Consider the following 25,124-nt stretch of genomic DNA (forward strand, 5'->3'; position numbering starts at 1 on the left):
CCCGCCGATATGGCGGGCGAGGTGCTCAATGCGCTGGTCGACCGCTCCGGCATCGATCCGGCGGCGGTGGAGGATGTGATTCTGGGCTGCGTCACGCAGGCGGGCGAGCAGGGCTTCGCCTTTGCCCGCAACGCCGTGCTGGCCTCCAAGCTGCCTGAAAGCGTGCCCGCCGTGACCGTGGACCGCCAGTGCGGATCGAGCCAGCAATGCGTGCAATTTGCGGCGCAAGCGGTGATGAGCGGCACGCAGGATGTGGTGATTGCGGCGGGCGGCGAAAGCATGACGCGCGTGCCGATGTTCTCCAACATTGCCTATCATGAAAGCGCCGGTGTGGGCGTCGGGCCCTTCTCGCAGCGCATTCTCGACCGGTTTGGCGTGAAGGGCTTCAGCCAGTTCGCGGGCGCCGAAATGATCGCTGCCAAATATGGCTTCACCCGCGAGATGCTGGACAGCTTCGCCCTGCAAAGCCATCAGCGCGCCCATGCTGCCACGCAGGCCGGGGCTTTCGACAAGGAGATCGTGCCGCTGGCCGTGGCTGGCGGGCTGCATCGCCATGATGAGGGCATCCGCGCCGATGCCACGCTGGAGGGCATCGGCTCGGTCAAGCTGCTGCAGGAGGGTGGGGTGATCTCGGCGGCCAATGCCAGCCAGATCTGCGACGGCGCTTCGGGCGTGCTGGTGCTCAATGAGGCGGGGCTTAAAGCCCATAATCTCAAGCCCATTGCGCGCATCGTCAATCTGACGGTGAGCGCTGGCGATCCGGTCATCATGCTGGAAGAACCCATCGAGGCCACCCGCAAGGCGCTGGCCAGGGCCGGGCTGACCATCGACGACATCGACCTCTATGAGGTGAATGAGGCCTTCGCCCCGGTGCCTCTGGCTTGGGCCAAGGCGCTGGGCGCCGATCCGGCCAAGCTCAATGTCAACGGCGGGGCCATCGCTTTGGGCCATCCGCTGGGGGCGACGGGCACCAAGCTGATGACCACGCTGATCCATGCGCTGCATGCGCGGGGGCTGCGCTATGGCCTGCAGGCCGTGTGCGAGGGCGGCGGCATCGCCAATGTCACCATTGTGGAGGCGGTGTGATGGGCCTGAAAACGCGGATTACGGATCTTCTGGGGATCGAACACCCTATCGTGCAGGGCGGCATGATGTGGGTGGGGCGCGCCGAGCTGGCCGCCGCCGTCTCCAATGCGGGGGGCCTTGGCATCCTGACCGCCCTGACCCAGCCCACGCCCGACGATCTGCGCCGCGAGATCGACCGCTGCCGTACAATGACCGACAAGCCCTTTGGCGTGAATCTTACGATCCTGCCCTCGGTCACCCCGCCGCCCTATGCCGAATACCGCCGCGCGATCATCGAGAGCGGCGTGACCATCGTGGAAACCGCGGGCCACAATCCGCGCGAACATATCGATGATTTCAAGAGCCAGGGCATCACCGTGCTGCACAAATGCACGGCGGTGCGCCATGCGGTCTCCGCGCAGAAGATGGGCGTGGATGTCATCAGCATCGACGGTTTCGAATGCGCGGGCCATCCCGGCGAGGACGATATTCCGGGGCTGGTGCTGATCCCGGCGGCGGCGGACCAGATTTCCATTCCCATGCTGGCCAGCGGCGGCATCGGCGACGGACGCGGTCTGGCCGCCGCGCTGGCGCTGGGGGCCGATGGCGTCAACATGGGCACGCGTTTCTGCGCCACGGTGGAAGCGCCGATCCATGACAGCATCAAGCAGTTCATCGTCGGCAATTCCGAGCGTGACACCAAGCTGATCTTCCGCCGTTTTCACAACACCGGGCGGGTGGCGGCCAGCCCGGTCTCCAATCAGGTGGTGGAGATTTCCGCCCGGCCCGAAGCGGTGTTCGAGGATATCCGCCCGCTGGTCTCGGGCGCGAAGGGGCGGCAGGCGCTGGAAAGCGGCGATCTGGAGGCCGGTCTGGTCTGGGCCGGGCAGGTGCAGGGGCTGATCCACGATATCCCCACCTGCGCGGAGCTGCTCTCGCGCATGGTGGGCGATGCCGAGGCGATCATCACCCAGCGCCTTGCCGGGTTCCTGAGCGCCGGGTTCCTGAGGGCCGGGTGCCTTCAGGGATGAGCGGGCCGCTCGCCGGGCTGCGGGTGGTGGAATTCGCCAGCATCGGCCCGGGCCCCCATGCCGCCATGCTGCTCTCCGATCTGGGCGCCGATGTGCTGCGGATCGACCGCGAAGGGGGCAATGGCTGGCCCAATCCCATCGCCGATCGCGGGCGCGCGGTGAAGGTGGTCGATATCCGCCAGAGCGCGGGGCGTGACTGGGCCGCCCATGCCGTGGCCCATGCCGATGTGCTGATCGAGGGCATGCGCCCGGGCGTGATGGAGCGGCTGGGACTTGGCCCCGATGTGCTCTGCGCCGCCAACCCACGCCTGATCTATGGGCGGATGACAGGCTGGGGGCAGGAGGGGCCATGGGCGCGGCTGGCCGGGCATGACATCACCTATATCGCGCTGTCCGGCGCATTGGCGGCGATGGGGAAGCCGGGAGAGCCCGCTGCGGTGCCGCTCAATCTGGTGGGCGATTTCGGCGGCGGCTCGATGTTTCTGATCGCGGGGATTCTGGCGGCTTTGTGGGAGCGCGAAAGGTCCGGACAGGGGCAGGTGGTGGATGCGGCGATCATCGATGGCGTGGCCTCGCTGATGACGATGTTCACCGGCCTTGAGCCATCGGGCCGCATCTCGCTGGAGCGGGCGCGCAATCTGCTGGGCGGCGCGGCACCTTTCTATCGCTGCTATCTGTGCAGCGACGGGCAGGAGGTGGCCGTCGGCCCGCTGGAGCCGCCCTTCTTCGCCGCGATGATGCGTCTGCTGGGGCTGGAGGAGATGATCGCCGCCCACTATGACGAAGCCCGCTGGGGTGACCTGACCGGAGCTCTGGCCGGCACCTTCGCCAGTCAGCCGCAAGCGCATTGGGTCAGGCTGTTCGAGGGCAGTGATGCCTGCGTGGCCCCGGTGCTGACGGCGCGCGAGGCCCCCCATCATCCGCATCATGTGGCGCGGCAGAGTTTCGTCGAGCATGACGGGCTGCTTCAGGCCGCCCCCGCGCCGCGCTTCTCGCGCACGGCGGGGGCCATCCGCGCCTCGGGCGATGGCGAGGCCATGCTGCGGGGCTGGGCTGGGTGCTGACGGACGGTTTTCCGTCCCTTGGATCAAAGCCTTGAGCAGGCGAGAACCGGCAGGTCATCATTGTTCCGGAACAAGCCCATGCTGATCAGTTTCGACGATTACCCGCTGCACCAGACCGCCGAGCCGCTGTCCTACCTCGCCTCGTCGGAGCGCAACATGTATGCGCGCTATTGGTACAATGGCTATGATTTCAATGGCGATTTTTACATCGGCGTGGCCTTCGCCGCCTATCCCAACCGCGAGGTGATGGATGGCGCGGTCTCCATCGTGCGCAAGGATGGCACGCAGCATTCCTTCCGCGCCTCGCGGCGGTTGCGGGGGGATCGCACCGATCTTCACGCCGGGCCGATGCGCCATGAGATTGTCGAGCCGATGCGGGCGGTGCGGATCACCGTCGCGCCGAATGACACCGGCTTCGCATGCGATCTGACCTTCCACGCCAACACCATCGCCCATGAAGAGCCCGCCGATCATATGAAGCAGGGCCTGCGCACCGTGGCGCAGATGAAGCGCTTCACCCAGTTCGGGCGTTGGGAAGGCTATATCATCGTCCATGGCGAGCGGCAGGACATCGACATCCGCACCACCTATGGCACGAAGGACCGCTCATGGGGCTGGCGCTGGACCGGCGAGCCCGAGCAGGGCGTCAGCCGCGACATTCCCGAGCAGTTCTTCTGGCTCTGGGCCCCGATCCACTGGCAGGACCGCTGCACCCATTGGGGCCAGCACGAATATGCCGACAGCAAGCGCTGGAAGGAATTCGCGCAGGTCTTCCGAACCTTCCCGGTGCAAAGCGGTTTCGATCCGCTGGATGAGGGGCAGGTGGAGGCGGCGCTTTGCGGCGATCACCGTCTGGACTTCGCCAAGGGCAGCCGCCTGATCAGCCGCGCCGAGATCGACACCGTTTACAGGGACGGGCGCAAGGAGACTTTCCTGCTCGAACCGCTGCTGCGCTATCACATGTATGGCACTGGCTATAACCACCCCGAATGGGGCCACGGCTTCTACAAGGGCGAGGAAGCCCACACGCTGGAAAGCTGGAACATCAACGAGATCGACCGCAACGCGCCGCAGTTCATGCATGTGCAGCAGGTCGTCCGAGCGACCTGCGGCGATCAGGTGGGCGTGGGTGTGCTGGAGCAATATATCGTCGGCCCGCATCAGCGTTATGGGCTGCAGGGCTTCCTCGATCCGGTGTGAGCGCCTCCGCGCGACATTCGGATCATCGGGAGGCAAGGTTTATGCGTGCAGCGCTGTTCCATGAAGGGCGTTTTTCTATTCAGCGGCTGGCAGAACCGTCGCCGGGGGCGGGGCATCTGCTGGTGCGCCCCATTGCCTGCGGGATTTGCGGCAGCGATCTCTCCATCCGCAAGGACGCGCCGCATCTGTGCGATGTGCTGCATCGCGCCGGTTTTCGCGGCTTTATGGACCCGGCCCAGCCCGTGGTGATGGGGCACGAATTCGTCTGCGAGGTGCTGGATAGAGGCAAGGATGCCCGCAAGTTTGCCAAAGGGCAGCGGCTGGTGGCCTTGCCCTTTCTGCAGGATGCGCGGGGCGGCTTGCAGCTGCTGGGCTATTCCAATGCCTACAATGGCGCTTTCGCCGAGATGATGCTGATCGATGAGGCCAGCGCTCTGCCCGTGCCCGATGTGGTGGACGACGATCTGGCTGCCCTGACCGAGCCGCTGGCCGTGGCGGTGCACGCTGTGGCGGCGGCCCGCCCGGATAAGGACTGTGCCTTTGGCGTGGTGGGCTGCGGCCCGGTGGGGCTTTTCGTGATCGCGCGGCTGAAGGCTCTGGGGCTGGGGCCGGTGATCGCCATCGAGCCCGATCCCGCCCGTCGCGCGCTGGCCGAGCAACTGGGCGCCGATGTGGTCACGGCTCCTGACGATCCCGGCAATGACCGATGGTGGGCCGGACAGGGGCTGCCGGTGGGCCTTTCCGATGCGATGGCGGTGGACCCGGTCACGCGGCGGCGCAGCCGGGCGGTGATCTTCGACTGTGTGGGCAAGCCGGGCTTGCTGATGGGCATTGCCAGGGGCGCTCCGGTGGGGGCGACGATCATCGGCATCGGCACCTGCAAGGATGACGACCGCATCGAACCGGCCTTCCTGCTGCAAAAGGGCCTGTGCCTGCATTTTGTCTTCGCCTATTCGCCCGCCGAATTTGGCGAGGCGCTGGCGATGATCGCCAGGGCGCCGGGCCACCTTGCCGCCATGGTCAGCCGACAGGTGGGGCTGGGCGACCTGGACGCCACTTTCGATGCTCTGGCGCGGGGCGGGGGCGATGTGAAGGTGCTGGTGCGCCCCGACCTCTAAAGGTTCTGCAGCGTATCGAGCTGGTCGCGCCGCACGATGCGCGCCGGGCCATCCTGATGCCCGCCGCCGCGCTGGGCGAGGGCGGCAAGAATGGCATCGTCGGCGCTGAAATCATAGGTGTAACGCTCGCGCCCGCCCTCGCGGAACCAGCGGTAGGAATCGGCCAGACCTTCCGCCAGCGTCATCTGCGGTTCCCAGCCCAGATCGCGGCGGATTTTGGCGATGTCGAACACCATGGAGCCCCGGCTCGCCTCCAGCCAATGCACGATGGGTGAGCGTAAATCTTCGGGCAGATCATCGGGCATGCGGATGATCTGCGGCGACACGCCCACCGCCTGCGCCATCAGCTGCATGTAACCGGCAATGCTGGAAAACTGCCCGCCCGCCACATTGTAGGTCTGCCCCGCCGCCACAGGCTTGCCCAGCACCGCGCAAAGCGCGCGCGCCGCATCGCCGGTGTGGATGAAATGGACCATCGCCTCCACCTTGCCCGCGATCAGCAGGGGGCGCCCTTCCTCCAGCCGCTTGAAGGTGCCGGGTTCGCGCGTGACGGCGGGGCTCATCGGGCCGCAGGTATGGGCGACGCGCAGGGCGGTGAAGGGCAGGCCGTTTTCGGCGTATTCTTGCGCCAGCAGCGCCTCGCAGGCCACCTTGCCCGCCGCATAGGCGCCATACAGCGCCGTGGCCGCATCCTTGCCGACCGCGCTGTCTTCGCCCACCGGCTGGGCGGCGGCCAGCTCATAGACCGCGATGGAGGAGGTGAAGACAAAATGCTTCACCCGCCCGCGAAACAGATCGAGCATCGGCCGCAGATGGTCGGGCGTGTAGGCGGTGTTGTCGAACACGGCGTCGAAACTGTCACGCAGCGGGCCCAGCAGGCGTTCCAGCACGCCCGCTTCATGGCGCTGCCCATGCAGGCGGGTGACACCTGCGGGCAGCGGCACCTCATGGCTGTTGAGCACGGTGACCTTGTGGCCCTGCGCCACCAGCTCTTCCACCAGTCGCAGCCCGATATAGCGGTTGCCGCCCATCACCAGCACATTCATCTGTCCAAGCTCCTGCTGTCGTTGCGCCCGATGGTGCGCGATCTGGCAGGCAAGACCCAGAGACGGCTTTCCGTCAGGCGCTCAGGGCTGGAAGCGGCCTGCGAAATAGCTGGCGTCCCCGGCATGGCGCAGTGGCACGGTGGGCATGGCGGCGGGAAGGCCACCCTCTGTGATCCCGGCCTGTTGCTGCACGCGGGTCCATTCGATGATCGGTTGCATGGTGAGGATACGCCACTCGCCCTCGCGCCGCGCCATCTCGACGGCATAGCGCGCGCCGATCAGCAGTTCATACCGCGCGCCCGGCGCCAGATCTGCCAGCATGGCCGGGCCCAGCACGCCTTCCAGCACCTCCGGCGTATCGGCCAGCAGCTGCCAGCCGGTGGCATAGGCCTCGACCAGCGCGCTGTCGCCCGAGACTGTGATGAGCATGTTGGTGACGGAATGCATCACCCGCTCGAAGCAGCTGCCCAGCAGGCCGAAAAGCGGGCCGACGAAGTCGCTGGCAGGCCCCGCCACCGGCCCGCCCAGATACTGCCCATCGGGCCAGAAGGCGGTACGTTCCAGCGCTTCATCACCCCGGTCGACGGCGCGGAAATGGCGCAGCAGGCAGTGGCGGATGGCCTCGCGGGCGAGCAGCTCGTCCGGCGTCATCCGTGCAGCGTCAGCAAGGTCTGGCCGTATTCCACCAGCGCGCCGGGGGCGACATGCTGCTCGGCCACGATGCCATCGCTGGCGGCGAGCAAGGGTGCCTGACGGTCCAGCACGCGCAACTGCCCGACCGCCTCACCGGCGCGCACCTGACTGCCGACAGCCGCCAGATCGACCACCGTGGCCAGATGGGGCGCGGCCAGAGCACTGGCGGTTGAAGGCTTTGCCGGTGGCGCGGCCCGGGCCGGGGCACGGTGAGACGCATCGCGGGAGAAGAAGATCTCCAGCGCCTCGGTGCGGATATGGCAGCTGCGGGCCTTGCTGTGCTGGAACTGGCGCAGCAGGGCGCGGGCTTCATGGAAGGGATGGGCTGTTTCAGTCATGGACCGCTCCCAGTGTTTTCAGATCGGCCTCGGCGGGCTGGGTGGTGAATTTGTCATTGCCCGCCTGCGCGGCCCATGCCAGCAATTGCCCGAGGAAGGGGTGCTCCTCGGCGCGCGGCGCCACCATGGGCAGGGCTCCGGCATAGACGGCGCCCTCGCCATCGATAGTCACCACCTGCCCGGCCAGCGCCAGCACGCCCGTGCCGCAGCCGACCACGCAGGGGCGGCCCAGCGCCCGGCTGACCACCGCCGCATGGCTGGTGGCGCCGCCTTGCGCGGTGATGATCGCTTTGGCCGCGATCATGCCGTGGATGTCGTCGGGGCTGGTGGTCTCGCGGGCCAGAATGATCGCCTCGCCCGCTGCGGCGCGGCGTTCGGCCTCGTCCGGGCTGGTCACCACGAGGCCGCTGGCCACGCCGGGGCAGGCGCCTTCGCCCGTGGCGACAGCCTGCAGCCCTGCCGTCGCGCCCTCGGCCAGACGGGGGCGCAGCAATTCGCGGGCCTGTTCGGGCGTCACCCGGTCGAGCGCTTCGCTCTGGGTGATGAGGCCTTCATGCACCATCTCGACAGCGCAGCGCGCGGCCGCTTCGGGCGCGCGTTTGGCCGAGCGGGCCTGAAGCAGATAGAGCCGCCCCTTCTGCACGGTGAACTCGATATCCTGCATATCGCGCGAGTCCGCCTCCAGCCTTTCGCTGGCGATCAGCAGCTGGTCATGGGCCGCGCCGACCCGCTCATGCATGGCTTCCAGACGCAGCGGGGTGAACTTGCCCGAGACCACATCCTCGCCCTGTGCCTGAGGCAGATATTCGCCGAAAGGCGCGCGGGCGCCGGTCAGCGGATTGCGGCTGAAGAGGACGCCGGTGCCGCTGTCGGCATCCAGATTGCCGAAGACCATCACCTGCAGGGTGACGGCGGTGCCCAGATCGTCGGCAATGCCATTGTGCTGGCGGTATTTGCGGGCGCGGCGGCTGTTCCAGCTGTCGAAGACGGCGCGCACGGCGGCCAGCAGCTGGGCGCGCGGGTCGTCGGGCAGAGCCTGCCCGGCGGCTTGGGAGATGGTGTCGCGCCATTGGGCCGGGGTGGCGCCCTCTTCCAGATGCACCGGCGTTTTCAGCACGATGCTGGCATAGAGTTCCAGAAAGCGCCGATGGGTGTCCCGCGCGAAAGCGCTCTGGCCGGTTTCGGCGGCCAGCGCCGCCTCGGTGGCTTCGGTGATGCCCAGATTGAGCACCGTATCCATCATCCCCGGCATGGAAATCGCCGCGCCCGAGCGCACGGACAGCAGCAGCGGCGCCTGACCACCCCCGAACTGCCGCCCGGTTTCGGCCTCCAGCCAGGCCAGACCCTCGGCTATTTCGGCTTCCAGCCCCTCGGGCAGGCCGCTGCTCTGATAGGCGGCGCAGGCTTTGGTGGTGATGACGAAAGCGGGGGGCACGGTCAGCCCCATCGAGAGCATGCGCGCAATCGACCAGGCCTTCCCGCCCACCAGCGCCCGGTCGGGCATGGCCGAGCCATCCAGCTTCAATGTCCAGTCATGTGTCATCATTCGACCCTTTCGCGGCCCATGATGCGCAGCAGATCCTCATGCAGTTCGAACCACACGGTGTGATAGCTGTCGCGGTGAATGTCGCTGACCCAGGCGATGTCGCCGCCCTCGGCGCGGTCAAGCGCGGCCTCCAGCTTGCGACCATAGATCGCCATGCGCGGCAGGGCGCTGGCCAGACCGGAGAGCACCGGCTCGGCGCGTTCATGCAGAGTGCCGAGGCGGTCGATCACGCGGTCGTCATAGGCCTGGTCGCTGTGATCGTTGGCGCGCCTTTCGCCGCGCAGCTCGATGGTCTGCCAGTCGGTGATGACCTGCTTGAGGTCGGGGTTGATCCGCTCGAAACCGTGATAGGCCTCGGCAAAGCCCTTGTCCTCGCGCAGGGGGGCGAAGATGCGGTCATAGCTGGCCTGAAGCGCCACGCGGGCCAGAGGCGTGAGGCTGAAGGCGCCGCGCGTTTCGACCGCGCGCCCCGTGGCCAGAGCCTGAGCCAGTTGCGCCTCTGCGGAGGCGGGCGACAGGCCGGTCAGCTCCGCCACGGCCTCGGCCCCGGCATAGCGCTTGATGGCAAGGCCGTGCAGGGCCAGATGTCTTGCGTCCATCACTGCTCTCCCGCCAGTTTCCACACCCGTCCGGTGCGGTCGGTGCCCGATTGGTAATCCTCCGTGGTGCGCGGCGCGGCGGAAGCCTCCATGCAGACGGTGTCGCCATCGGCGATCCCCGAAAGCTTGCTGTTCATGAAGCAGGGGATGCCATATTCGCGGCTGAGAATGCCCAGATGCGAGCGCACCGTGCCGCCGGCGCAGAGCACCCCGGCAAATTGTTCGAGAATGGGCGCGGTGAGCGTGCCACCCGAATCGTCGATGATGGCGATGGTGCCGGCGGGCACGCCATCGGCCAGCCAGGCCAGCACGCGTTCATTGCTGCGGATGTAGCGTGCGGTGCCGGTGATGTTGGCGTTGTGGCGCACCACATTGTCGCCCTGACCGCAGAGGGTGCGGCCTTCGGCATCGGCTGGGGCGGTGATGGCGTCGGGGTGGTCGAAGGTGACGGCATCGGCGCCGCCGCTGCCGCCCTTGTAGATTTCCGGGCGTTCGGCCAGCGAGATCGCCGCCGACCAGTCGAAGCGATGGCCGCTTTCCAGCAGGGCGGCTTCCACCGCCGCCACATCGGCTTGCGAGATGCCGCAATCCTGCGCCGAGTCGGTCTGTGCGAAGACGAAATCGTCAAATCCCTTGCCGCCTGCCGCGATATGGGCGGCCAGTTTGCGGCGCACACTCTGGTGCAAAAGCGCCAGAGTCGCCTCGACGACAGGGCTGGCGGGCGGGAATGCTGCATGCATCCCATCGATGGGCAATCGGGCCATTTCAGCGCTCTCCACGTCTTGTTTCACCTGTTTTCCCATGGATGGGACTCTGTGGCGACTGACGATTTTCTGTGTGGTGATTGTCTGATAAAATTGTGCGACAACATCTGTCAAGCGAATCACGAAATCGACGGACAAGTTTGCCCGACGATTTTACATCAACGACGATAAAGTGCTATCAGCCAAAGGGAAGGAAAGCCGTCCATGAGCGCATCGCAAAAGCCCCTGCACGACAAACGCGTGCTGATCGTGAATGATGACGGGATCGATGGGCCCGGCATAAAGCTGCTCGAAGAGATCGCGCTCACCTTCACCGACGATGTCTGGGTCGTGGCCCCCGATGAGGAGCGTTCGGGCGCGGGGCAGGCGATCTCCATCTCGCAGCCGATCCGCTACATCCAGCGCGACGAGCGCCATTTCGCCGTGCGCGGCACGCCCACCGATTGCGCCCTGCTGGGCATCAACACCTTTCTGGAAGGCCGCAAGCCCGACATTCTGCTCTCCGGCATCAACGCCGGGCCCAATCTGGCCGAGGATGTGCATTATTCCGGCACTTGCGCCGCCGCCAAGGAAGGCGCGCTGCTGGGCATTCCCTCCTTCGCGCTGAGCCAGATGCGCTCCTATGGGGCGGACACGCATTGGGATGCCTCGGCGGCGCATCTGCCGGGGATTCTCGCGCAGTTGCTGGGTCAGAGCTGGGCGCCCGGCAGCTTTGCCAATGTCAACATTCCCAACCTGCCGCCCGAGCAGATCACCGGCATCCGCATCACCCGGCAGGGGCAGCGCCAGCCCGGCGGCTTCCTGCCGGTGCGCCGGGTCGATGAGCGCACCGTGCCCTATTTCTGGGTCAAGATCAGCCCTCAGCCGACCGAGCTGGTGGAGGGCACCGATCTGCATGCCGTGGCGCATGGCGCGATTTCGATCACGCCGATGCAGCTGGACCTGACGCGCCATCAGGCGCTGTCCGGACTCGAAACCGTCTTTGGCGCCGAGGCTGGAAGCCTGGGGCCGGTGCTTGCCGCCGCCGATGCCTGCATATAAGAGAAAAAAGCTATGAAAGCCGAGATGACTGCCACACCTTCCGACACTGCTGCCGACGACAGCGAAGCCACCACCGTCGGCGCGCGCGACACGATCATGGCGGTGACCGAGGGGCTGACCTATTGCATCCGCGCGGGGCAGCTCGTGCCGGGGCAGCATCTGGTCGAGGCCGATCTGACCCAGCGTTTCGGGGTCAGCCGGGGGTCTCTGCGTGAAGGGCTGAAGCAACTCAATGCCGATGGGATCGTCACCCTCTCGCGGTTTCGCGGGGCGTTCATCGCCGCGCTCGACCGCAAGGGGGTGAGCGACCTGCTCGATGTGCTGGAGCCGCTCTGCACGCTGGCGGCGCGGCTGGCGGCGCTCCATTGCCACGATGCGCAGGCCCATGCCGCCCTGCGCGAAGAGGCGCAGACTTTGGTGCGGCACAGCGAAACCGGCGGGCGCGCGGCCTATCTGGAAAGCCGCCGCCGTTTCTACGATCACCTGATCGAGATGGGCGGCAACAGCGAGCTGGGCCGGGTGATCCCTCTGGCGCGGACCGATCTGTTCCGCGCCCAGTTCAGCACGGTGCAGACCAAGGAGCAGCACCGCCGCCACGCCAGAGGCTATATCAAGATCGCTGAGGCTGTGGCGGAAAACGATGCGGGCAAGGCGGAGCGGGCCGTGCGCAAACATTTCGCCGGAACGCGCGCCACGCTCGATCTGCTGGCGGAAAGCGCCTTTGCCGTTGCGGGGCGGGGGTAAGGCCCCCCGCTAGACGCTCAGGATGGTGACGCAGGACATGGCATCTTCCACGCCATAAAAGCCGCCAGAGTTCTCCGCCACGGCCAGCCTTGCGCCTGCCACCTGCCTTGTGCCCGCGCGCCCGCGCAGCTGGGTGACCAGTTCGTGGATCTGCGCCAGACCGCTGGCGCCCAGCGGATGGCCTTTCGAGACCAGCCCGCCCGAGACATTGACCGGCAGTCGCCCGCCCAGCGAAAGCTCTCCCGCCAAGGCCCTCAAGCCTGCCTCGCCGGGAGGGGCAAGGCCCAAGGCCTCGATCTGGATCGCCTCGCCAGAGGAGGAGGCGTCATGCACCTCGGCCAGATCGAAATCCTGCGGGCCCGCGCCCGCATCGGCATAGGCCAGCGCGGCGACCCGCGCCGACACATGGTTGGCGTAATCCGCCGCATCCCGGTCGCTGCCCGACAGCGAGCGGCAGGCCCGAATGCGCACCGGCGCGGCGGCCCCCAGCCTGCCTGTCACCTCGGCGGCGCAGAGGATGGCGGCGGCGGCCCCGTCGCTGATCGGCGCGCACATGGGCACGGTCAGTGGCCATGCCACGGTTGGGGCGGCCAGCACCTCCTCCATGCTCATCGCATGGCGGTATTGCGAGAGGGGATTATGCACCGAATGGCCGTGGTTCTTGGCGCTGATCGCGGCGAAATGCTCCGGGTGCGAGCCATAGGTGGCCATATGCAGCCGGGCCTGCGCGGCATAGGCCTCCATCAGCACATTGGGGCTGGGCTGGTCCTTCTCTGGCGGCACGGGGGCCAGACGCCCCTCGGTGGCCTGCAGATAGGCCTGCGCCACGCCGATATCGAGCGGCTGCTGGAACACAGCGAATTTCTTGGCGCGATCCTCGGTGTAGAGCTTCTCGGCCCCCACGGCGAGAACCACATCGGCCAGGCCGGTGCGGATCAGGTCATAGGCCAGATGCACCGCCATGGTGCCGCTGGCGCAGGCCGCCTCGACATGGAAGGCGCGCACGCCGGTGATGCCCAGCGGGCGCAACGCATATTCGCCCGGGATCGACATTTCGCCCGCGACAAAAGCCTGCACCACGCTGGAAAAGATCGTGGTGTCCAGCGCGGACGGCGCGATGCCCGCATCCTCCAGCGCCTCGCGCACGGCATTTTGCGAGAGCTGCGAATAGGTCAGGTCGCGGTGGCGGCCAAAGGGCGTCATGCCCACGCCGATGATGTCGACGGCGCGCATCAGATTGCCCTTTCCCGGTTGTCCCAATAGGGCTTGCGCAAAGCCGCACGCAGCACCTTGCCCGCCAGAGAGCGCGGCAGGGCGGGCGTATAGGTCAGTTGCTTGGGCGTTTTCACCGCGCCCAGCCTTTCACGGGCGAAGGCGATCAGATCCTCCACTGGCGGTGGTTCCACGCCTGCGCGGCATTCGACCACGGCGGTCACCTGCTCGCCCCATTTGTCGTCGGGAATGCCGAAGACGGCGCAATCCTGCACGGCGGGATGGGCCTGCAAGGCCTGCTCCACCTCGGCGGGATAGACGTTGAAGCCGCCCGAGATGATCATGTCCTTCTTGCGGTCCACGATATGGAACCAGCCCTGATCGTCACGATAACCGATGTCGCCGGTGTGATGCCAGCCAAAGCGCGAGACATCCGCCGTGGCCTGCGGGTTCTTGTAATAGCCGGCCATCACCAAAGGTCCGCGCACCACGATTTCGCCCCGCTCGCCGGGGGGCAGCAACTGGCCTTCGTCATTCATGATCTCGACGCGGGAGAGCAGATTGGCCTGCCCGCAAGAGCCGGGGTGGGCGAGGTCTCCCGCAGCATTGAGATGCTGATGCGGCGGCATGGCGGTGACGCACATCGGCGCCTCAGTCTGGCCGAAGCTGGCGTTCATCACCGGGCCGAAAACCTCGATCGCCTCCTTCAGCCGGTCCTGAGACATCGGCGCCCCGGCATAGGAGATGTATTCGAGGCTGGAGAGATCGCGCGCGCGCGCCTCGGGATGGGCCAGCAGCATGTAGATCGCCGTGGGCGGCAGGAACATATACGTGACGCCATGGCGCTCGATGGCCTCCAGCACGGCGCCCGCCTCGAACTGGGGCAGCACCACGACCGTGCCCGAAAGCGCCATGCTGGCCAGCGCCAACGGCCCTGCGGCATGGGTCATGGGGGCAGCCACCAGATTGACCGGCGGGGCCTTCATCGGCATCGAGGCGACAAGGCTGGAGACCAGCGACTGCCACACCAGATTGGTCAGCATCACCCCGCGCGGGGCACCGGTGGTGCCGCCGGTGTTGGCCAGAAAGGCCAGCTCTTCGGGTCTGCCTTCGCGCCGCTGGGGGACATCGCCATCGCTGGCCTGCGCCAGCCAGTCGCCCAGAAAGGCGTCGGCCTCGGGGTGGGGCTGGTCGATGGTGACATAGCGCCGGATTTTGGGGCAATCGCGGCGGAAGCGGGCGATGCGCTCGGCGATGTCGGTATGGATAAAGAGCGTGTCGACATCGAGCAGGTCGAGCAGAAAGGCGTTCTCATCCAGCGAGGCGCGGGCATTGGCCATGGTCCACACGCCATCGGCGCGCAAAATGCCAAGGATCGCCTCGAAAGCCACCGGATCATTGCCTGACAGCACTGCGCCATGCGCCCCAGCGGCAAAGCCGTCGGCGATTAGCGCATGGGCGATGCGGTTCGATCTGGCGCGCACCTCTGCATAGGTGCTCACGCCAAGGTCGCTGACCATGCAGGGGCGGTTTGGGGCGTTGCGGGCGCCCCGGTCGAAGAAGTCGATCATGCGCATGGGAAACCGGCCTTTCAGCGTTTGATCGCAACCTCCAGCCCCTCGGTCTTCAGCCGGACCAGCGGAGCCGTGGCGACGCGCATCAGTTTTTCCACCTGCGCCAGCTCGGGCGAGGAGAGCATCGGAAAATCGCGCGCGGGCGGGCCGGATTTGCGCATGCGGGCAATATCGGCGGCGGGGACCAGCGCGCGCAGGATCAGCTCGTCCTCATCCTCCGTGCCATGCTGGCGCTTCAGTTCGGCCAGATCGGGCTGGGGCGGCGGGTTGTTGACGATGTCCTTCGCGCGCGGGGCCGACATGATGCGGTCCAGCGCCTCGGGATCGATGGGGGCGGGGGGCTCGCCATAGTAACCGGCGGCATATTGGATCACCTCGTCGGGCACCGCCGAATAGCGCTTGCCGGTCACGATGTTGAGCACCGCCAGCGTGCCGACCAGCTGCGCGAAGGGCGTGGCCATGCCGGGATAGCCCAGCTCGCGGCGCACGGCGGCGACCTCGTCCAGCACCACCGGCAGCTTGTCGAGCATGTTCTGCTGGATCAGCTGGTTGCGCAGCGTGCCCATCATGCCGCCGGGGATCTGGGTGGTCAGCGAGGTGACGTCATATTCGTAATGCTGGTCATGCAGATAGCCCGCCGCCTTGGCCACGCGGCGGAAGTGATCCGAGACCGGGGGCAGCAGCGATGTGTCGATATCATGCGTATGGCCCAGCGCCTCCATGTTCTTGACCATGGCGTCGATGGAGGGGATCGACGGCCCATTGGCCATGGAGCGTGCGGCGGTGTGCAGCACCGAAACGCCGAACTCCACCGCGTCGCAATAGGCCTTGGCCGACTGGCCCAGCATGTTGTTGGAATGCATTTCCACCGGCTTGCCGCCCGCATTGGCGACGATGGCGGGGACCAGCGTCTTGATCCTTTCGCGGTCCAGCACGCCGCCGGTATCGTACAGCAGCAGGCTGTCGATTTCGGGGATGGCGGCCAGTTTCGCGGCCTTGTCGGCCCAGAAGGCGTCGTCATGCACGGGCGAGAGGGTGAAGAGCATCGTCCCCGCCACCTTGCAGTCATACTTCTTGGACAGTTTGGCCAGACGCGTCATCTTGTCGATGTTGAACAGCACGTCGTAAATCCACCAGCTGCGCACGCCGTGGACGCAGAGCCGCTCCATCCACAGATCCATCAGGCAATCCGGCGTGAAGCCGAAGGTCACCGAACCGTTGGAGCGGATGCCGCCGCGCACCGGCGTCTGGCGGATCTGGCTCATCATCAGATCGAAGCCCGCCCAGGGGTCTTCCTGACAATGGCGCACCAGCACCTCGAACAGCGAGGAACCGGCAAGGCTGATGGTGGAATAGCCGGTCTTGTCGATAATGGGCAGCACGGGATAGGCTTGCCCCGCCTGCATGCGCATGCCCCACAGGCTCTGCTGGCCATCGCGGCAGGTTTCATCGAGAAAGCGGATGTGAGCCATGGGTTTCAGCCCTTTGCTGTGTCGAGGGCGGGCAGGAGCGCCTGCTCCAGCCAGCGTGTGTGAATGGTGTTGGCCTTGAAGTCGGGATGGGCGGTGATCTGCTGGTGCAGGCCGATGGTGGTGGGCACGCCCTCCACGCTGAAGCTGGCCAGCGCCGCCTCCAGCCGTTCGATGGCCTGAGCGCGGGTATCGCCCGTGACGATCAGCTTGCCGATCATCGAGTCATAATAGGGCGGGATCGTCGCGCCCGCGCGCATATGGGTGTCGAGGCGGATATGCGCGGCTTCGGGCGGGGCCCAGCGGGTGATCGTGCCGGGCGAGGGGATAAAGCCGCGCTGCCAGTTTTCCGCATTGATGCGGCATTCGATGGCATGGCCTGTCACCGCGATGTCGGACTGATCGATGGTGAGCGTTTCGCCCCCGGCGATGCGCAATTGCCATTGCACCAGATCGGCGCCGGTGACCGCCTCGCTGACCGGATGTTCCACCTGAATGCGGGCGTTGACCTCGATAAAGTAGATTTCCTGACGGTCGACATCATAGAGGAATTCCGCCGTCGCCGCGCCGCGATAGTTGACGCTGGAGGCCAGCGCGACGGCGCTGGCGTGCAACTGCCGGCGCAGGGCCTCGGGCATGGCGGCGGAGGGGGCTTCCTCAACCAGCTTTTGATAGCGGCGTTGGACCGAGCAGTCACGCTCGCCGAAATGCAGCACCTTGCCGGTGCCGTCGCCCATCAGCTGCACCTCGACGTGGCGGGCGCGGGGCACGAAGCATTCCATGAACAGCGTGCCGTCGCCAAAGGCGCTTTCGGCCTCAGCGCTGGCGCGGGTGAAGCCGGCCTCCACTTCGGTGCGCGTATGGGCGATGACCATGCCGCGCCCGCCGCCGCCCGCCGAGGCCTTGAGCAGCACCGGATAGCCGATCTCTTCCGCGACGCGCACGGCGTCCGCCGCGCTGGCGATGGAATCGCTGCCGGGGACAAGGGGGACATTCGCCGCGCGGGCCATGGCGCGGGCCTGGATCTTGTCGCCCAGCGCCTCGATCGTCTCGGCATCGGGGCCGACGAAGGCGATGCCATGGGCCGCGCAGAGGCGCGGCAGAATGGCGCGTTCGGAAAGGAAGCCATAGCCGGGATGAAGCCCGTCGCAGCCGGTTTCCTTCGCGGCATGGACCACCAGTTCGGGGTCGAGATAGCTTTGCGCGGCGGGGCTGGGACCAAGAACCACCGTGCGGGTGACGGCGCGCGCGGCGGCGCTGTCGCGGTCGGCGTCCGAGACGCCCAGCACGGTTTCGATGCCCAGTGCCTGCGCCGCGCGGGCGATGCGCAGGGCGATCTCGCCCCGGTTGGCGATGAAGAGGCGTGTGAGAGCCATGGCTCAGTCCACCGGTTCGAGGGCGAAGAGCGGCTGGCCTTCGCTGACCATATCGCCGTCCTTGGCGTAGATATGGCGCACGACGCCCTTGGCCTCGGCGCGCACGGCGGTGAAGAGTTTCATCACTTCCACCAGGCACAGGTCGGCGCCGGGTTCGACGGTGTCGCCGATGTCGCAGAAGATCGGTTCGCCGGGTTTGGGGGCGCGGTAGAACGTGCCCAGATAAGGCGCGCGGATCACGGCAAAGCCTTCGGGCACCGGGGCTGCGCCGGGCGCGTTGGCAGGCGCGGGGGCAGGGGATGGCGTGCTGGTTGCGGATTGGGGGGCGGCCTGTGGGGTGGGGGCAGCGGTGGCCTCGCCATGTGCCCCGCCATCCCATGGCGCCCGGGCTTGCGGATCGCGGGCAAGGAACAGCTCCAGTCCGGCGGCCTTGATATGCAGTTCTTCCAGATCCGACCCCTGGAACTGGCGGATCAGGGCTTCCAGATCCTCATTGTCGCGTGGCTGGGTCATGTCGGCTTTTCCTTGTCAGGCGTGATGGGCGGGCGCGGCGGGCCTGTCAGGCCTTGCCGCGCAGGGCCTCGATGTCGGCGGTGGTCAGGCCGATGCCCTTCTCCCTGAGCAGGCGGGACTGGCGCTGTTCGAGGCGGTAGAGTTCATCGGCGCGCGGATCGTTCTGGTTCCATTTCAACCATGTGTCGCTCAGCCAGCGATAGCGCGTGGCCATCTGCGCGGGCTGATTGGCGCGGGCGCGGGCGTTGTACTCGGCCAGCGTCAGCGTGCCTTGCGTGGTGGTGTAGCTGTCCAGCTTGGTGCCATGGCTGGAGGTGCCGGGCAGGATATCCGGCCTTTGCGGCGTGCCCTCGCCCTGGGCAGCGGTGAAGGGGATATGGCTGAGGTAGCGGCGCGGCAGATTGTTATGCTGCATCATCGTGTGTTCGGGCAGCTGCTGGCTGGGCAGATCGACCAGACCCACCATTTCGCCCAGAAAATCGCGCCCGAATTCATCGCTGAGCAGGGGCCGGAAACGCTCGGCGCGCGGGTCGATGGTCATCCAATCGTCGTGGTCGTAAACCCCTGCGACATGGGCGAAATCCTTGATCATCGAGAAATAGACGATGGCGCCCGCATCCATCATTTCATCGCGGCTCCAGCCTGCCACGCGCTTCCACAAAGCGGCAATGGCGGCGCGGATGGTTTCGGTGAGATGTTCGAAGGTTTCGGCCAGCTTGTCCGGGGACTCCATGCCAATCGGCATATAACCGTCCGACAGCACATCGGAGGTGTAGAGCCCCACGCCGACCAGCTTGTCGGCGGTGAATTCCGGGCGGGATTCGAAGCTGCCCCAATCGTCCATCAGATAGAAATGGCAGTCGGCCACTTCCATCGTCACGGTCAGATTGTTGTAGGGAATGGGGGCGCCCACGCCATCGAGCCAGGGATAGTCCCCCTGTGCCAGATCGGTGAAATCGCGGACGATCAGCTCACGGCCTTCGGCAAGGCGATAGGGGCCGGAGTTGTTGAGCGTCACCCGACTTTCGCAGCTGATCATGAAGCCATATTGCGAGACAGCGGCCAGAAAGCCGTGAGCCGCCTTGTGCAGCCTGTCGCCATTGCTGCAGCGATGGGCATCGGCATGGAAGATCTGCACGCGGCGTTCGGGCAACAATTGCACGCGCTGGCCGAATTCGCGGGCGTTGAGATGGCCGTCCTCGCGCTGTTGCGAGAGTTTGAAGCGGCGCCAGAAATCGAGGACATAGACCACATCCTCTGCCGCATCTTCCGGGCGCAGCATGCCGAAGTTGATCAGCATCTCGCGGCCCAGCAGATAGAAGGTGACCATGCCCCAGCCCGGCAGATTGCCGAATTTGGCGCCCATGCCGCGGGCGCGGTCGCCGATCTCCTCGGCGGGCATGGCGGCCTCGATCTTTCGGAGCAGGGCCGGATAGCGGTAGAAACACATCAGATAGGACAGCAACATATAGGCGGGCACGGGAAACAGTTTGGATTCCTGCACCGTGCGCGTGACGCACAGCCAATAGGTGTCGTCGCCGATGGTCTGGATGGCGTTGTTCGCCTCCAGAATGCTGGCGTAGGTCAGGCCTTGTATAGCGGCCCCCCGATCTGCCTGATGATGGTCTGCCTGGCTGCTCATCCCGCTCTCGTTCTTTCCTGAGCCCGCTTGTGGGGTCATATTTTGATCGATGAAATCGTCAGACAACATCGCATGGCATTTTCTATGCTCAGCCGCGCCGGATTGCAACTCTCATTCCTGCTGATGGGGTGAAATTGACGCAAATCACCGGTATTTGGCAATTAACGGAAATCCGTCGGCGGGGTGAAAGGGGGTGGAAGCGGGCGTGCTGGAAGGGGTGATGTTTCGCGCTTCGGGCGCGGTGATTCGCATCATGAAACGCCATGAATGGTCGGTTTTGAGGCTTTTGCCTGTGCCATCGACCGGCAAGATGTGGCGCTGACAGGATAAAATCCAGCACAGAGCGCCCTGCGATCGCCTTGCGATGAAATTGTTTGACGATCCTGCTTTTGGCCTTATCGTCTGCACCCACATGACCGGCACCAAAAACCGCCGGCATCGGGAGAATGCCATGCGCCTGAACCGGGCTATCGCCGAGGCTACCGAGCGGCTTATCGCCGGCTGTGGATTGGACACGGCCTCGATCTTCTTCTGTGACCATGCCAGCGATGAGGGCAGCGTCTCCTACCTCCACCACGTGGCGGTCAGCAGCGAGGCGCAATATGCCTACAGCCATCACCGACTGTTCCGCAGTGACCCTTTCGTGGCCCTGACGCGCCGCCAGCAGGCCGAACGCGGCCCGGGTTTCGTACGCTGGGGCGATGCGCGGCTCGATCTTCAGGCCGAGCAGCATCGCGATTATCACGCCTTTCTCAACCATCACGGGCTGGTGGTGACGGGCGCGCTGGGGCGACGGATCAGCTCTCAGGTCAGCCTGATCATCGGTCTTCACCGCCATGCGAATCGCCGCCATGGCAGCGAGGTGCCCATGCAGACTCTGGAAAGCTGGACAACCGAGCTGAGCGAACTGGTGATCGAAGGCCTGTTCGAACAGATGCTGGCTCAGGAAGGCGGCCGCCGCATTCTGGCCCCCAGCACAGAGGCGCTGCCCGTGCTGGCTCAGCGCGAATCCCAGATCACCGCGATGATCTGTCAGGGGCTGCGCAACAAGGAAATCTCATGGCGGCTGGGTATTTCCGAATATACGGTGGAGAACCATCTGCGCCGTATCTATCGCAAGCTGGGTATCCATAATCGTGCGGCGCTGGTGTCACGCTATTCGAACCAGTTTCATTGATTATCGATAGAACGTCGGCCCGGACTGAACATCAGAAATTGGCCGACCGGATCTGACGAGACGCGACACTGTCGCGCAGAACATCCCAGATTGCTGTTTCCAGCGATGCCAGCTCTTTCCTGTCCGCATGTTCGACATGAGTCTGCACATCGGTCAGCCGCGCCCGCAGGGCATCATTGGCGGCGGTCAAGGCGCTGATCCGCAAATCCTCGTCCTCGCCCTGAGAGGCTTGCGTCAGATCCTTATCGTCCAGCAGCGCTCCGGCACGCCCGAACAGCGCCCGCATCGCGCGGTTTTCCGCAACGAGGCGGGCGGCGGCGCCGTCCCACTCATCGCCGATCATCTCCAGCATCGCCGCGCCCATCGCCGCGACATTGGCATGAAATCCGGCAAGTTCCGGCAGCAGATCCTCACGCAGGCGGCGGGCCAGCTCATGCGCGGCCATGGACACATCGGGTTTCATCACAAGACCTCCATCAGTTCCAGCGCCGCCTTGTCCTGAGCGTTGCGCAGCCACCATGCGGCATAGGCGTGGATGATCTCGCGCCCGGCGCCGGTCTGCCAGACATGCGCTGCCGCGTTCCAGATCGCCTGCGCCTTCACGCAGATGAACAGCTCCCACCACCACAGCGCTTTGGGATCGGCGGTGAGGCCGCTGGCCTCTTCCCAGATGCGGATCGCCTCCTCACGCGGGGCAAGGCCGGAGCGCAGATCATCCTTGCCGAAGCAGAAGGTGCGGGTGAGGCTCCAGGCCAGATCCTCCAGCGGATCGCCGCAATGGGCCATTTCCCAATCCAGCACGGCCTTGAGGTTGCCCGCATCGTCGTAGAGGAAATTGCCCGCGCGAAAATCGCCATGCACCAGCGCCAGCTTTTGCGCCACCGGTTGCCAGCGTTCCAGCTTGCGGATGGCGGCGCGGATGATCGGTTCGGCGCCGATATCATGCTTGTCGAGGCTGGCGACCCAATAGGCCAGCTCCGCCGCAGCGGTGCCCTCGCGGGTGGCGGGGCGGGTGAAGGAAAGGTCCAGATCCTCGACCGGCACGGCGGCCAGACGGCCCATCGTGCCCCACATCTCGCGGGCGATATGCGGCAGCAGCGGCGCCCATTCGGGCTTCTGGAACTGATATTCGCTGTTGTGAAAGCCGCGCAGATCCTCGGCCAGAGAGATGGCGCCGCCCAGAGGTTCCGGATCTTCCTCAAGCAGCAGCATGCGCGGCACCGGGATGCCATGGCCGTAGATCGCGCGATAGGCGGCGAATTCATGGGCGCGGTCGCTGTCGACATTGGAGGCGGGCGGATCGCGGCGCAGGATCACCGGCAGCTCTTGCCGCGCGCCGTGCTCGTCGGTGTAGGACAGATCGCAGCGATAGGTCTCGCGCGAGGCGCCCATAGGCAGGCGGTGCAGGCCTGCCACCGTCAGGTCATGCCATTCGGGCAGGCGGTTGGTGAGGTAATCCGTCAATTGCGGGGTGGTGATGTCGGCCATGGGCGTCCTCGCAACAGGAAGGGGCGGGGATGCACCCCGCCCGGCAGGTCAGAAGCGGTAGTTGAAGCTGACGCCAAAGGTGCGCGGCGGGGCCTGCACCAGATAGTCGAAGCCGAAGGAGGCGCGCAGGTCCAGCCCGTCGGCAAAGGTCCTGGCGTTGAACAGATTGTTGGTCCAGACGCGCACCGTATAGCTTGGCGTGTCATAGCTGAGCTGTGCGTTGACCTTGGTGTTGGGGGCCTGGGTCAGATTGCCGTTGCCCTGCGCTGTGTTGTAGGGCGTGAAATAGACCCGATCGGTGTAGACGAAGGAGGGCGTGAAGTTCAGCGATCCCTTGCCCATCTCGGCGATCCGCCAGTCGAGATGACCGCTGAATTGCCAGCGCGGCGCATAGGGCAGACGGTTGCCCGCCACCGAGCCGAGCAGCAATTGCGCCGACGTATAGGTGGCATCGATCCAGGAGCCGTTGAGCGCCAGCTTCAGCCCGGAGACCGGCGTCCATGATCCGTCGAACTCCACGCCCTTGATCCGCGATTTCGGCACATTGTCGAGCAGGACTTGCGCGCCTTCGGTCTCGTTGATCTGCTGGTTGCGGTAATTCATCAGGAAGGCGGCCACGGAGAGTGAAATGCTGTTGCCCGCAAAGCGACCCTTGGCGCCCACTTCATAGGCATCGACGCTTTCCGGCTTGGTGGTGGTGATCGTGGGGCCAAGGAAGCACTGGCCGCAATAGGCCGCGCTGCGATAACCACGCCCATAGCTGGCATAGAGCATGGGCCCGCTGCTGAAAGTGTAATTGACCGCCGCGCGCCCGGTCAGCGCCTGGCTGCTGAGCGGCAGGGGCGGGCCGGAGGTGTAGCTGCCGCTCGCCGGATTGTACGATCCGAAGATATAGGTGCCTTGCGCATAAGGGAAGGTCGAGGTGTCGCGCGTGCCGGTGTAGAGGCTGGCGGGGGTGAGGTAGGAGGTGTAATTCTGGTAGCTCAGCCGGTCCCACGTGTAGCGCAGGCCCAGCGTGACGCTCAGATGGTCGCCGAATTTCTGGTCGCCCTGCGCGAAGATGGCGTAGGATTTACGGATCTGGTCATAGATCTGGTGATCCATCGCCCCGCCGTCCAGCAGCCAGTAGTAACTGTTGGAGCGATCCTTGTCATAGCCGTAATAAGCGCCCGCCTGAACATTGGTGCTGCCTTGCGAATAGCTGGCGCGCAGCTCCTGATTGAACATGGTGAAGCGGTTGCCATAGAGCGTATCGAGCGGTTGCTTGAAGACCGTCGATTCAAGACCTGTGCCTTCCTGCGTGAATTCCTGGGTCACATGATCGAAAGAGCTGAGCGACATCAGCGAGATCGCATCGGAAAGCTGATACTTCACCGTCAATTCGGTGCCATAGGCATAGATATAGGAATGGCCGACGCGCTGGCTGTCGGTTTCGAAGAAGCTCAGCCCCTTTTGCGCCCGGCTGGTGCCCAGCACCGGATTGTAGCCATTGGCGCCCACGCCCAGATTGTAGATGGCGGCCTGGGTGGGGTTGGAGCGACCGATGGTGCCCTTCAGCGTGATGTCCAGCTTTTCCGTGGGATTGACGCGCAGGATCGCGCGCCCGGCCACGGAATCGGTGGAGTTGGTGTTGGGCTGCCCCGGCGCGATGTTCTTGATGTAGCCATCGCCATGGGCATAGTTGAAGGCCACACGCAGCCCCGCCACATCGTCCTTCAGCGTGGTTTCCAGCGCGCCCTGCGCCGTCGCGGTGTTGTAGCTGCCATAGCCGACCTGAAGATTGCCGCCATCGCCATGCAGGCTGGGTTTCTTTGAGATGAAGTTGATCGCGCCGCCGGTGGTGTTGCGGCCATAAAGCGTGCCCTGCGGCCCGCGCAGCACTTCGACCCGTTCAAGATCGTAGAGGTTCAACCCATGGGCCGCGCGCGCGGCGATATAGGCATCGTCGAAATAGATGCCCACCGGCGAGGCCTGATTGGGATTGTGCTCATTGGCGACACCGATGCCGCGCAGGGTGAAGTTGGGCTGGCTCTCGCCATAGGGGCTGTTGACCTGAAGCGAGGGCACCTCGCCCGCCAGCGCGCTGGTGTTGTTGATGCCGCGCTTCACCAGATCGTCCTGCGACAGCGCGGACATGGCGATGGGCACCTTCATCAGCGATTCCGAACGGCGCTGCGCCGTCACGATGATTTCGGCATTGCCGCTCTGCGTGTTCTGGCCGGTGGCCCCCGCCTCCTGAGCCATGGCCTGCGCCATCATGAGCGGATTCAACAAGGCTGCGGCGGACAGCAGCATGGCCCTCATCGAGATTGACATCCCATCCCTCCCTTTATGCTTTATCCTCTCTGTATGCGCAGGGTTTGGCGCGTCTGTTGAGTGACGGATTGCAGCTACCGGCAAAAAGGGCCGGCGATCACGCGGGAT

At 65.6% G+C, this 25,124-nt stretch carries 23 protein-coding genes; 8 read left to right on the plus strand and 15 right to left on the minus strand.

The window, feature by feature from the left end; genetic code table 11:
- From SR3_RS13470 to SR3_RS13490, 5 genes are all read left to right on the plus strand, one after another.
- A partial coding sequence (locus SR3_RS13470; protein WP_068086764.1) for an acetyl-CoA C-acetyltransferase occupies window positions 1–1,086 on the plus strand: 1,086 nt, incomplete at its 5' end.
- Window positions 1,086–2,096: an NAD(P)H-dependent flavin oxidoreductase gene (locus tag SR3_RS13475; protein ID WP_068086767.1), complete on the plus strand. Its 1,011-nt coding sequence runs from the start codon at window positions 1,086–1,088 to the stop codon at window positions 2,094–2,096. The genes SR3_RS13470 and SR3_RS13475, both read left to right, overlap by 1 nt.
- Entirely contained in the window at window positions 2,093–3,160 is a 1,068-nt protein-coding gene (locus tag SR3_RS13480; protein ID WP_068086771.1) for a CaiB/BaiF CoA transferase family protein, read from the plus strand. Before SR3_RS13475 ends, SR3_RS13480 begins: the two co-directional genes overlap by 4 nt.
- A 78-nt stretch (window positions 3,161–3,238) precedes the next feature.
- Window positions 3,239–4,360, plus strand: a complete 1,122-nt coding sequence (locus tag SR3_RS31855) for a hypothetical protein (RefSeq protein WP_068086774.1) — start codon at window positions 3,239–3,241, stop codon at window positions 4,358–4,360.
- 41 nt (window positions 4,361–4,401) lie between these two features.
- Window positions 4,402–5,478: an alcohol dehydrogenase catalytic domain-containing protein gene (locus SR3_RS13490; RefSeq protein ID WP_068086776.1), complete on the plus strand. Its 1,077-nt coding sequence runs from the start codon at window positions 4,402–4,404 to the stop codon at window positions 5,476–5,478.
- Here SR3_RS13490 and SR3_RS13495 read toward each other — a convergent pair.
- From SR3_RS13495 to SR3_RS13520, 6 genes are all read right to left on the minus strand, one after another.
- Entirely contained in the window at window positions 5,475–6,524 is a 1,050-nt protein-coding gene (locus SR3_RS13495; protein WP_068086783.1) for an NAD-dependent epimerase/dehydratase family protein, read from the minus strand. The two genes, SR3_RS13490 and SR3_RS13495, sit on opposite strands and share 4 nt — an antisense overlap.
- An 81-nt stretch (window positions 6,525–6,605) precedes the next feature.
- Window positions 6,606–7,175, minus strand: coding sequence for a nuclear transport factor 2 family protein (locus SR3_RS13500; RefSeq protein ID WP_068086784.1), 570 nt, complete (start codon window positions 7,173–7,175; stop codon window positions 6,606–6,608).
- Window positions 7,172–7,555 carry an acetyl-CoA carboxylase biotin carboxyl carrier protein subunit gene (locus SR3_RS13505; RefSeq protein ID WP_068086790.1) on the minus strand — a complete coding sequence of 128 codons (384 nt, stop codon included), beginning with the start codon at window positions 7,553–7,555 and terminating at the stop codon, window positions 7,172–7,174. The genes SR3_RS13500 and SR3_RS13505 overlap by 4 nt, the downstream gene beginning before the upstream one ends.
- Window positions 7,548–9,101, minus strand: a complete 1,554-nt coding sequence (locus tag SR3_RS13510) for a pyruvate, phosphate dikinase (RefSeq protein WP_068086792.1) — start codon at window positions 9,099–9,101, stop codon at window positions 7,548–7,550. The genes SR3_RS13505 and SR3_RS13510 overlap by 8 nt, the downstream gene beginning before the upstream one ends.
- Window positions 9,098–9,700 carry a hypothetical protein gene (locus SR3_RS13515; RefSeq protein WP_068086794.1) on the minus strand — a complete coding sequence of 201 codons (603 nt, stop codon included), beginning with the start codon at window positions 9,698–9,700 and terminating at the stop codon, window positions 9,098–9,100. Before SR3_RS13515 ends, SR3_RS13510 begins: the two co-directional genes overlap by 4 nt.
- Window positions 9,700–10,464: a PEP-utilizing enzyme gene (locus SR3_RS13520; RefSeq protein ID WP_068086796.1), complete on the minus strand. Its 765-nt coding sequence runs from the start codon at window positions 10,462–10,464 to the stop codon at window positions 9,700–9,702. The genes SR3_RS13515 and SR3_RS13520 overlap by 1 nt, the downstream gene beginning before the upstream one ends.
- 204 nt (window positions 10,465–10,668) lie before the next feature.
- Here SR3_RS13520 and surE point away from each other — a divergent pair, with 204 nt between their 5' ends.
- Window positions 10,669–11,505, plus strand: coding sequence for a 5'/3'-nucleotidase SurE (gene surE, locus SR3_RS13525; protein WP_068086797.1), 837 nt, complete (start codon window positions 10,669–10,671; stop codon window positions 11,503–11,505).
- 24 nt (window positions 11,506–11,529) lie between these two features.
- The gene (locus SR3_RS13530; protein WP_169805634.1) at window positions 11,530–12,249 is read left to right on the plus strand and encodes a GntR family transcriptional regulator; all 720 of its coding nucleotides are present in this window, start codon (window positions 11,530–11,532) and stop codon (window positions 12,247–12,249) included.
- Window positions 12,250–12,258: 9 nt separating this feature from the next.
- On the opposite strand, the gene SR3_RS13535 is transcribed toward SR3_RS13530, so the two are convergent.
- The 6 genes from SR3_RS13535 to SR3_RS13560 are packed head-to-tail and all read right to left on the minus strand — an operon-like array spanning window position 12,259 to window position 20,035.
- A complete protein-coding gene (locus SR3_RS13535) occupies window positions 12,259–13,482 on the minus strand; it encodes a thiolase family protein (RefSeq protein ID WP_068086805.1) in 1,224 nt (407 codons plus the stop codon).
- Entirely contained in the window at window positions 13,482–15,038 is a 1,557-nt protein-coding gene (locus tag SR3_RS13540) for a class I adenylate-forming enzyme family protein (RefSeq protein ID WP_068086811.1), read from the minus strand. The genes SR3_RS13535 and SR3_RS13540 overlap by 1 nt, the downstream gene beginning before the upstream one ends.
- A 14-nt stretch (window positions 15,039–15,052) precedes the next feature.
- Window positions 15,053–16,507, minus strand: coding sequence for a pyruvate carboxylase (locus SR3_RS13545; RefSeq protein ID WP_068086814.1), 1,455 nt, complete (start codon window positions 16,505–16,507; stop codon window positions 15,053–15,055).
- A gap of 5 nt (window positions 16,508–16,512) precedes the next feature.
- On the minus strand, window positions 16,513–17,880 hold the full coding sequence (locus SR3_RS13550) for an acetyl-CoA carboxylase biotin carboxylase subunit (protein WP_068086815.1): 1,368 nt from the start codon (window positions 17,878–17,880) through the stop codon (window positions 16,513–16,515).
- A 3-nt stretch (window positions 17,881–17,883) separates the two neighbouring features.
- A complete protein-coding gene (locus SR3_RS13555) occupies window positions 17,884–18,393 on the minus strand; it encodes an acetyl-CoA carboxylase biotin carboxyl carrier protein (protein ID WP_068086821.1) in 510 nt (169 codons plus the stop codon).
- Window positions 18,394–18,439: 46 nt separating this feature from the next.
- Complete coding sequence (locus SR3_RS13560) at window positions 18,440–20,035, minus strand: hypothetical protein (RefSeq protein WP_068086823.1); 1,596 nt, start codon at window positions 20,033–20,035, stop codon at window positions 18,440–18,442.
- Between the two features lie 451 nt (window positions 20,036–20,486).
- On the opposite strand from SR3_RS13560, the gene SR3_RS13565 reads away from it, so the two are divergent.
- Window positions 20,487–21,212: a helix-turn-helix transcriptional regulator gene (locus SR3_RS13565; protein ID WP_169805635.1), complete on the plus strand. Its 726-nt coding sequence runs from the start codon at window positions 20,487–20,489 to the stop codon at window positions 21,210–21,212.
- 31 nt (window positions 21,213–21,243) lie between these two features.
- Here the strand turns inward: SR3_RS13565 and SR3_RS13570 are convergent, their stop codons facing one another.
- The 3 genes from SR3_RS13570 to SR3_RS13580 are packed head-to-tail and all read right to left on the minus strand — an operon-like array spanning window position 21,244 to window position 25,016.
- A complete protein-coding gene (locus tag SR3_RS13570; protein WP_068086827.1) occupies window positions 21,244–21,675 on the minus strand; it encodes a hypothetical protein in 432 nt (143 codons plus the stop codon).
- Complete coding sequence (locus tag SR3_RS13575) at window positions 21,675–22,700, minus strand: phosphotransferase family protein (protein WP_068086829.1); 1,026 nt, start codon at window positions 22,698–22,700, stop codon at window positions 21,675–21,677. Before SR3_RS13575 ends, SR3_RS13570 begins: the two co-directional genes overlap by 1 nt.
- A gap of 48 nt (window positions 22,701–22,748) precedes the next feature.
- Window positions 22,749–25,016, minus strand: a complete 2,268-nt coding sequence (locus SR3_RS13580) for a TonB-dependent receptor (RefSeq protein WP_084455527.1) — start codon at window positions 25,014–25,016, stop codon at window positions 22,749–22,751.
- Window positions 25,017–25,124: the final 108 nt, after the last annotated feature.

Source organism: Novosphingobium rosa NBRC 15208 (assembly GCF_001598555.1).
GTDB lineage: Bacteria > Pseudomonadota > Alphaproteobacteria > Sphingomonadales > Sphingomonadaceae > Novosphingobium > Novosphingobium rosa.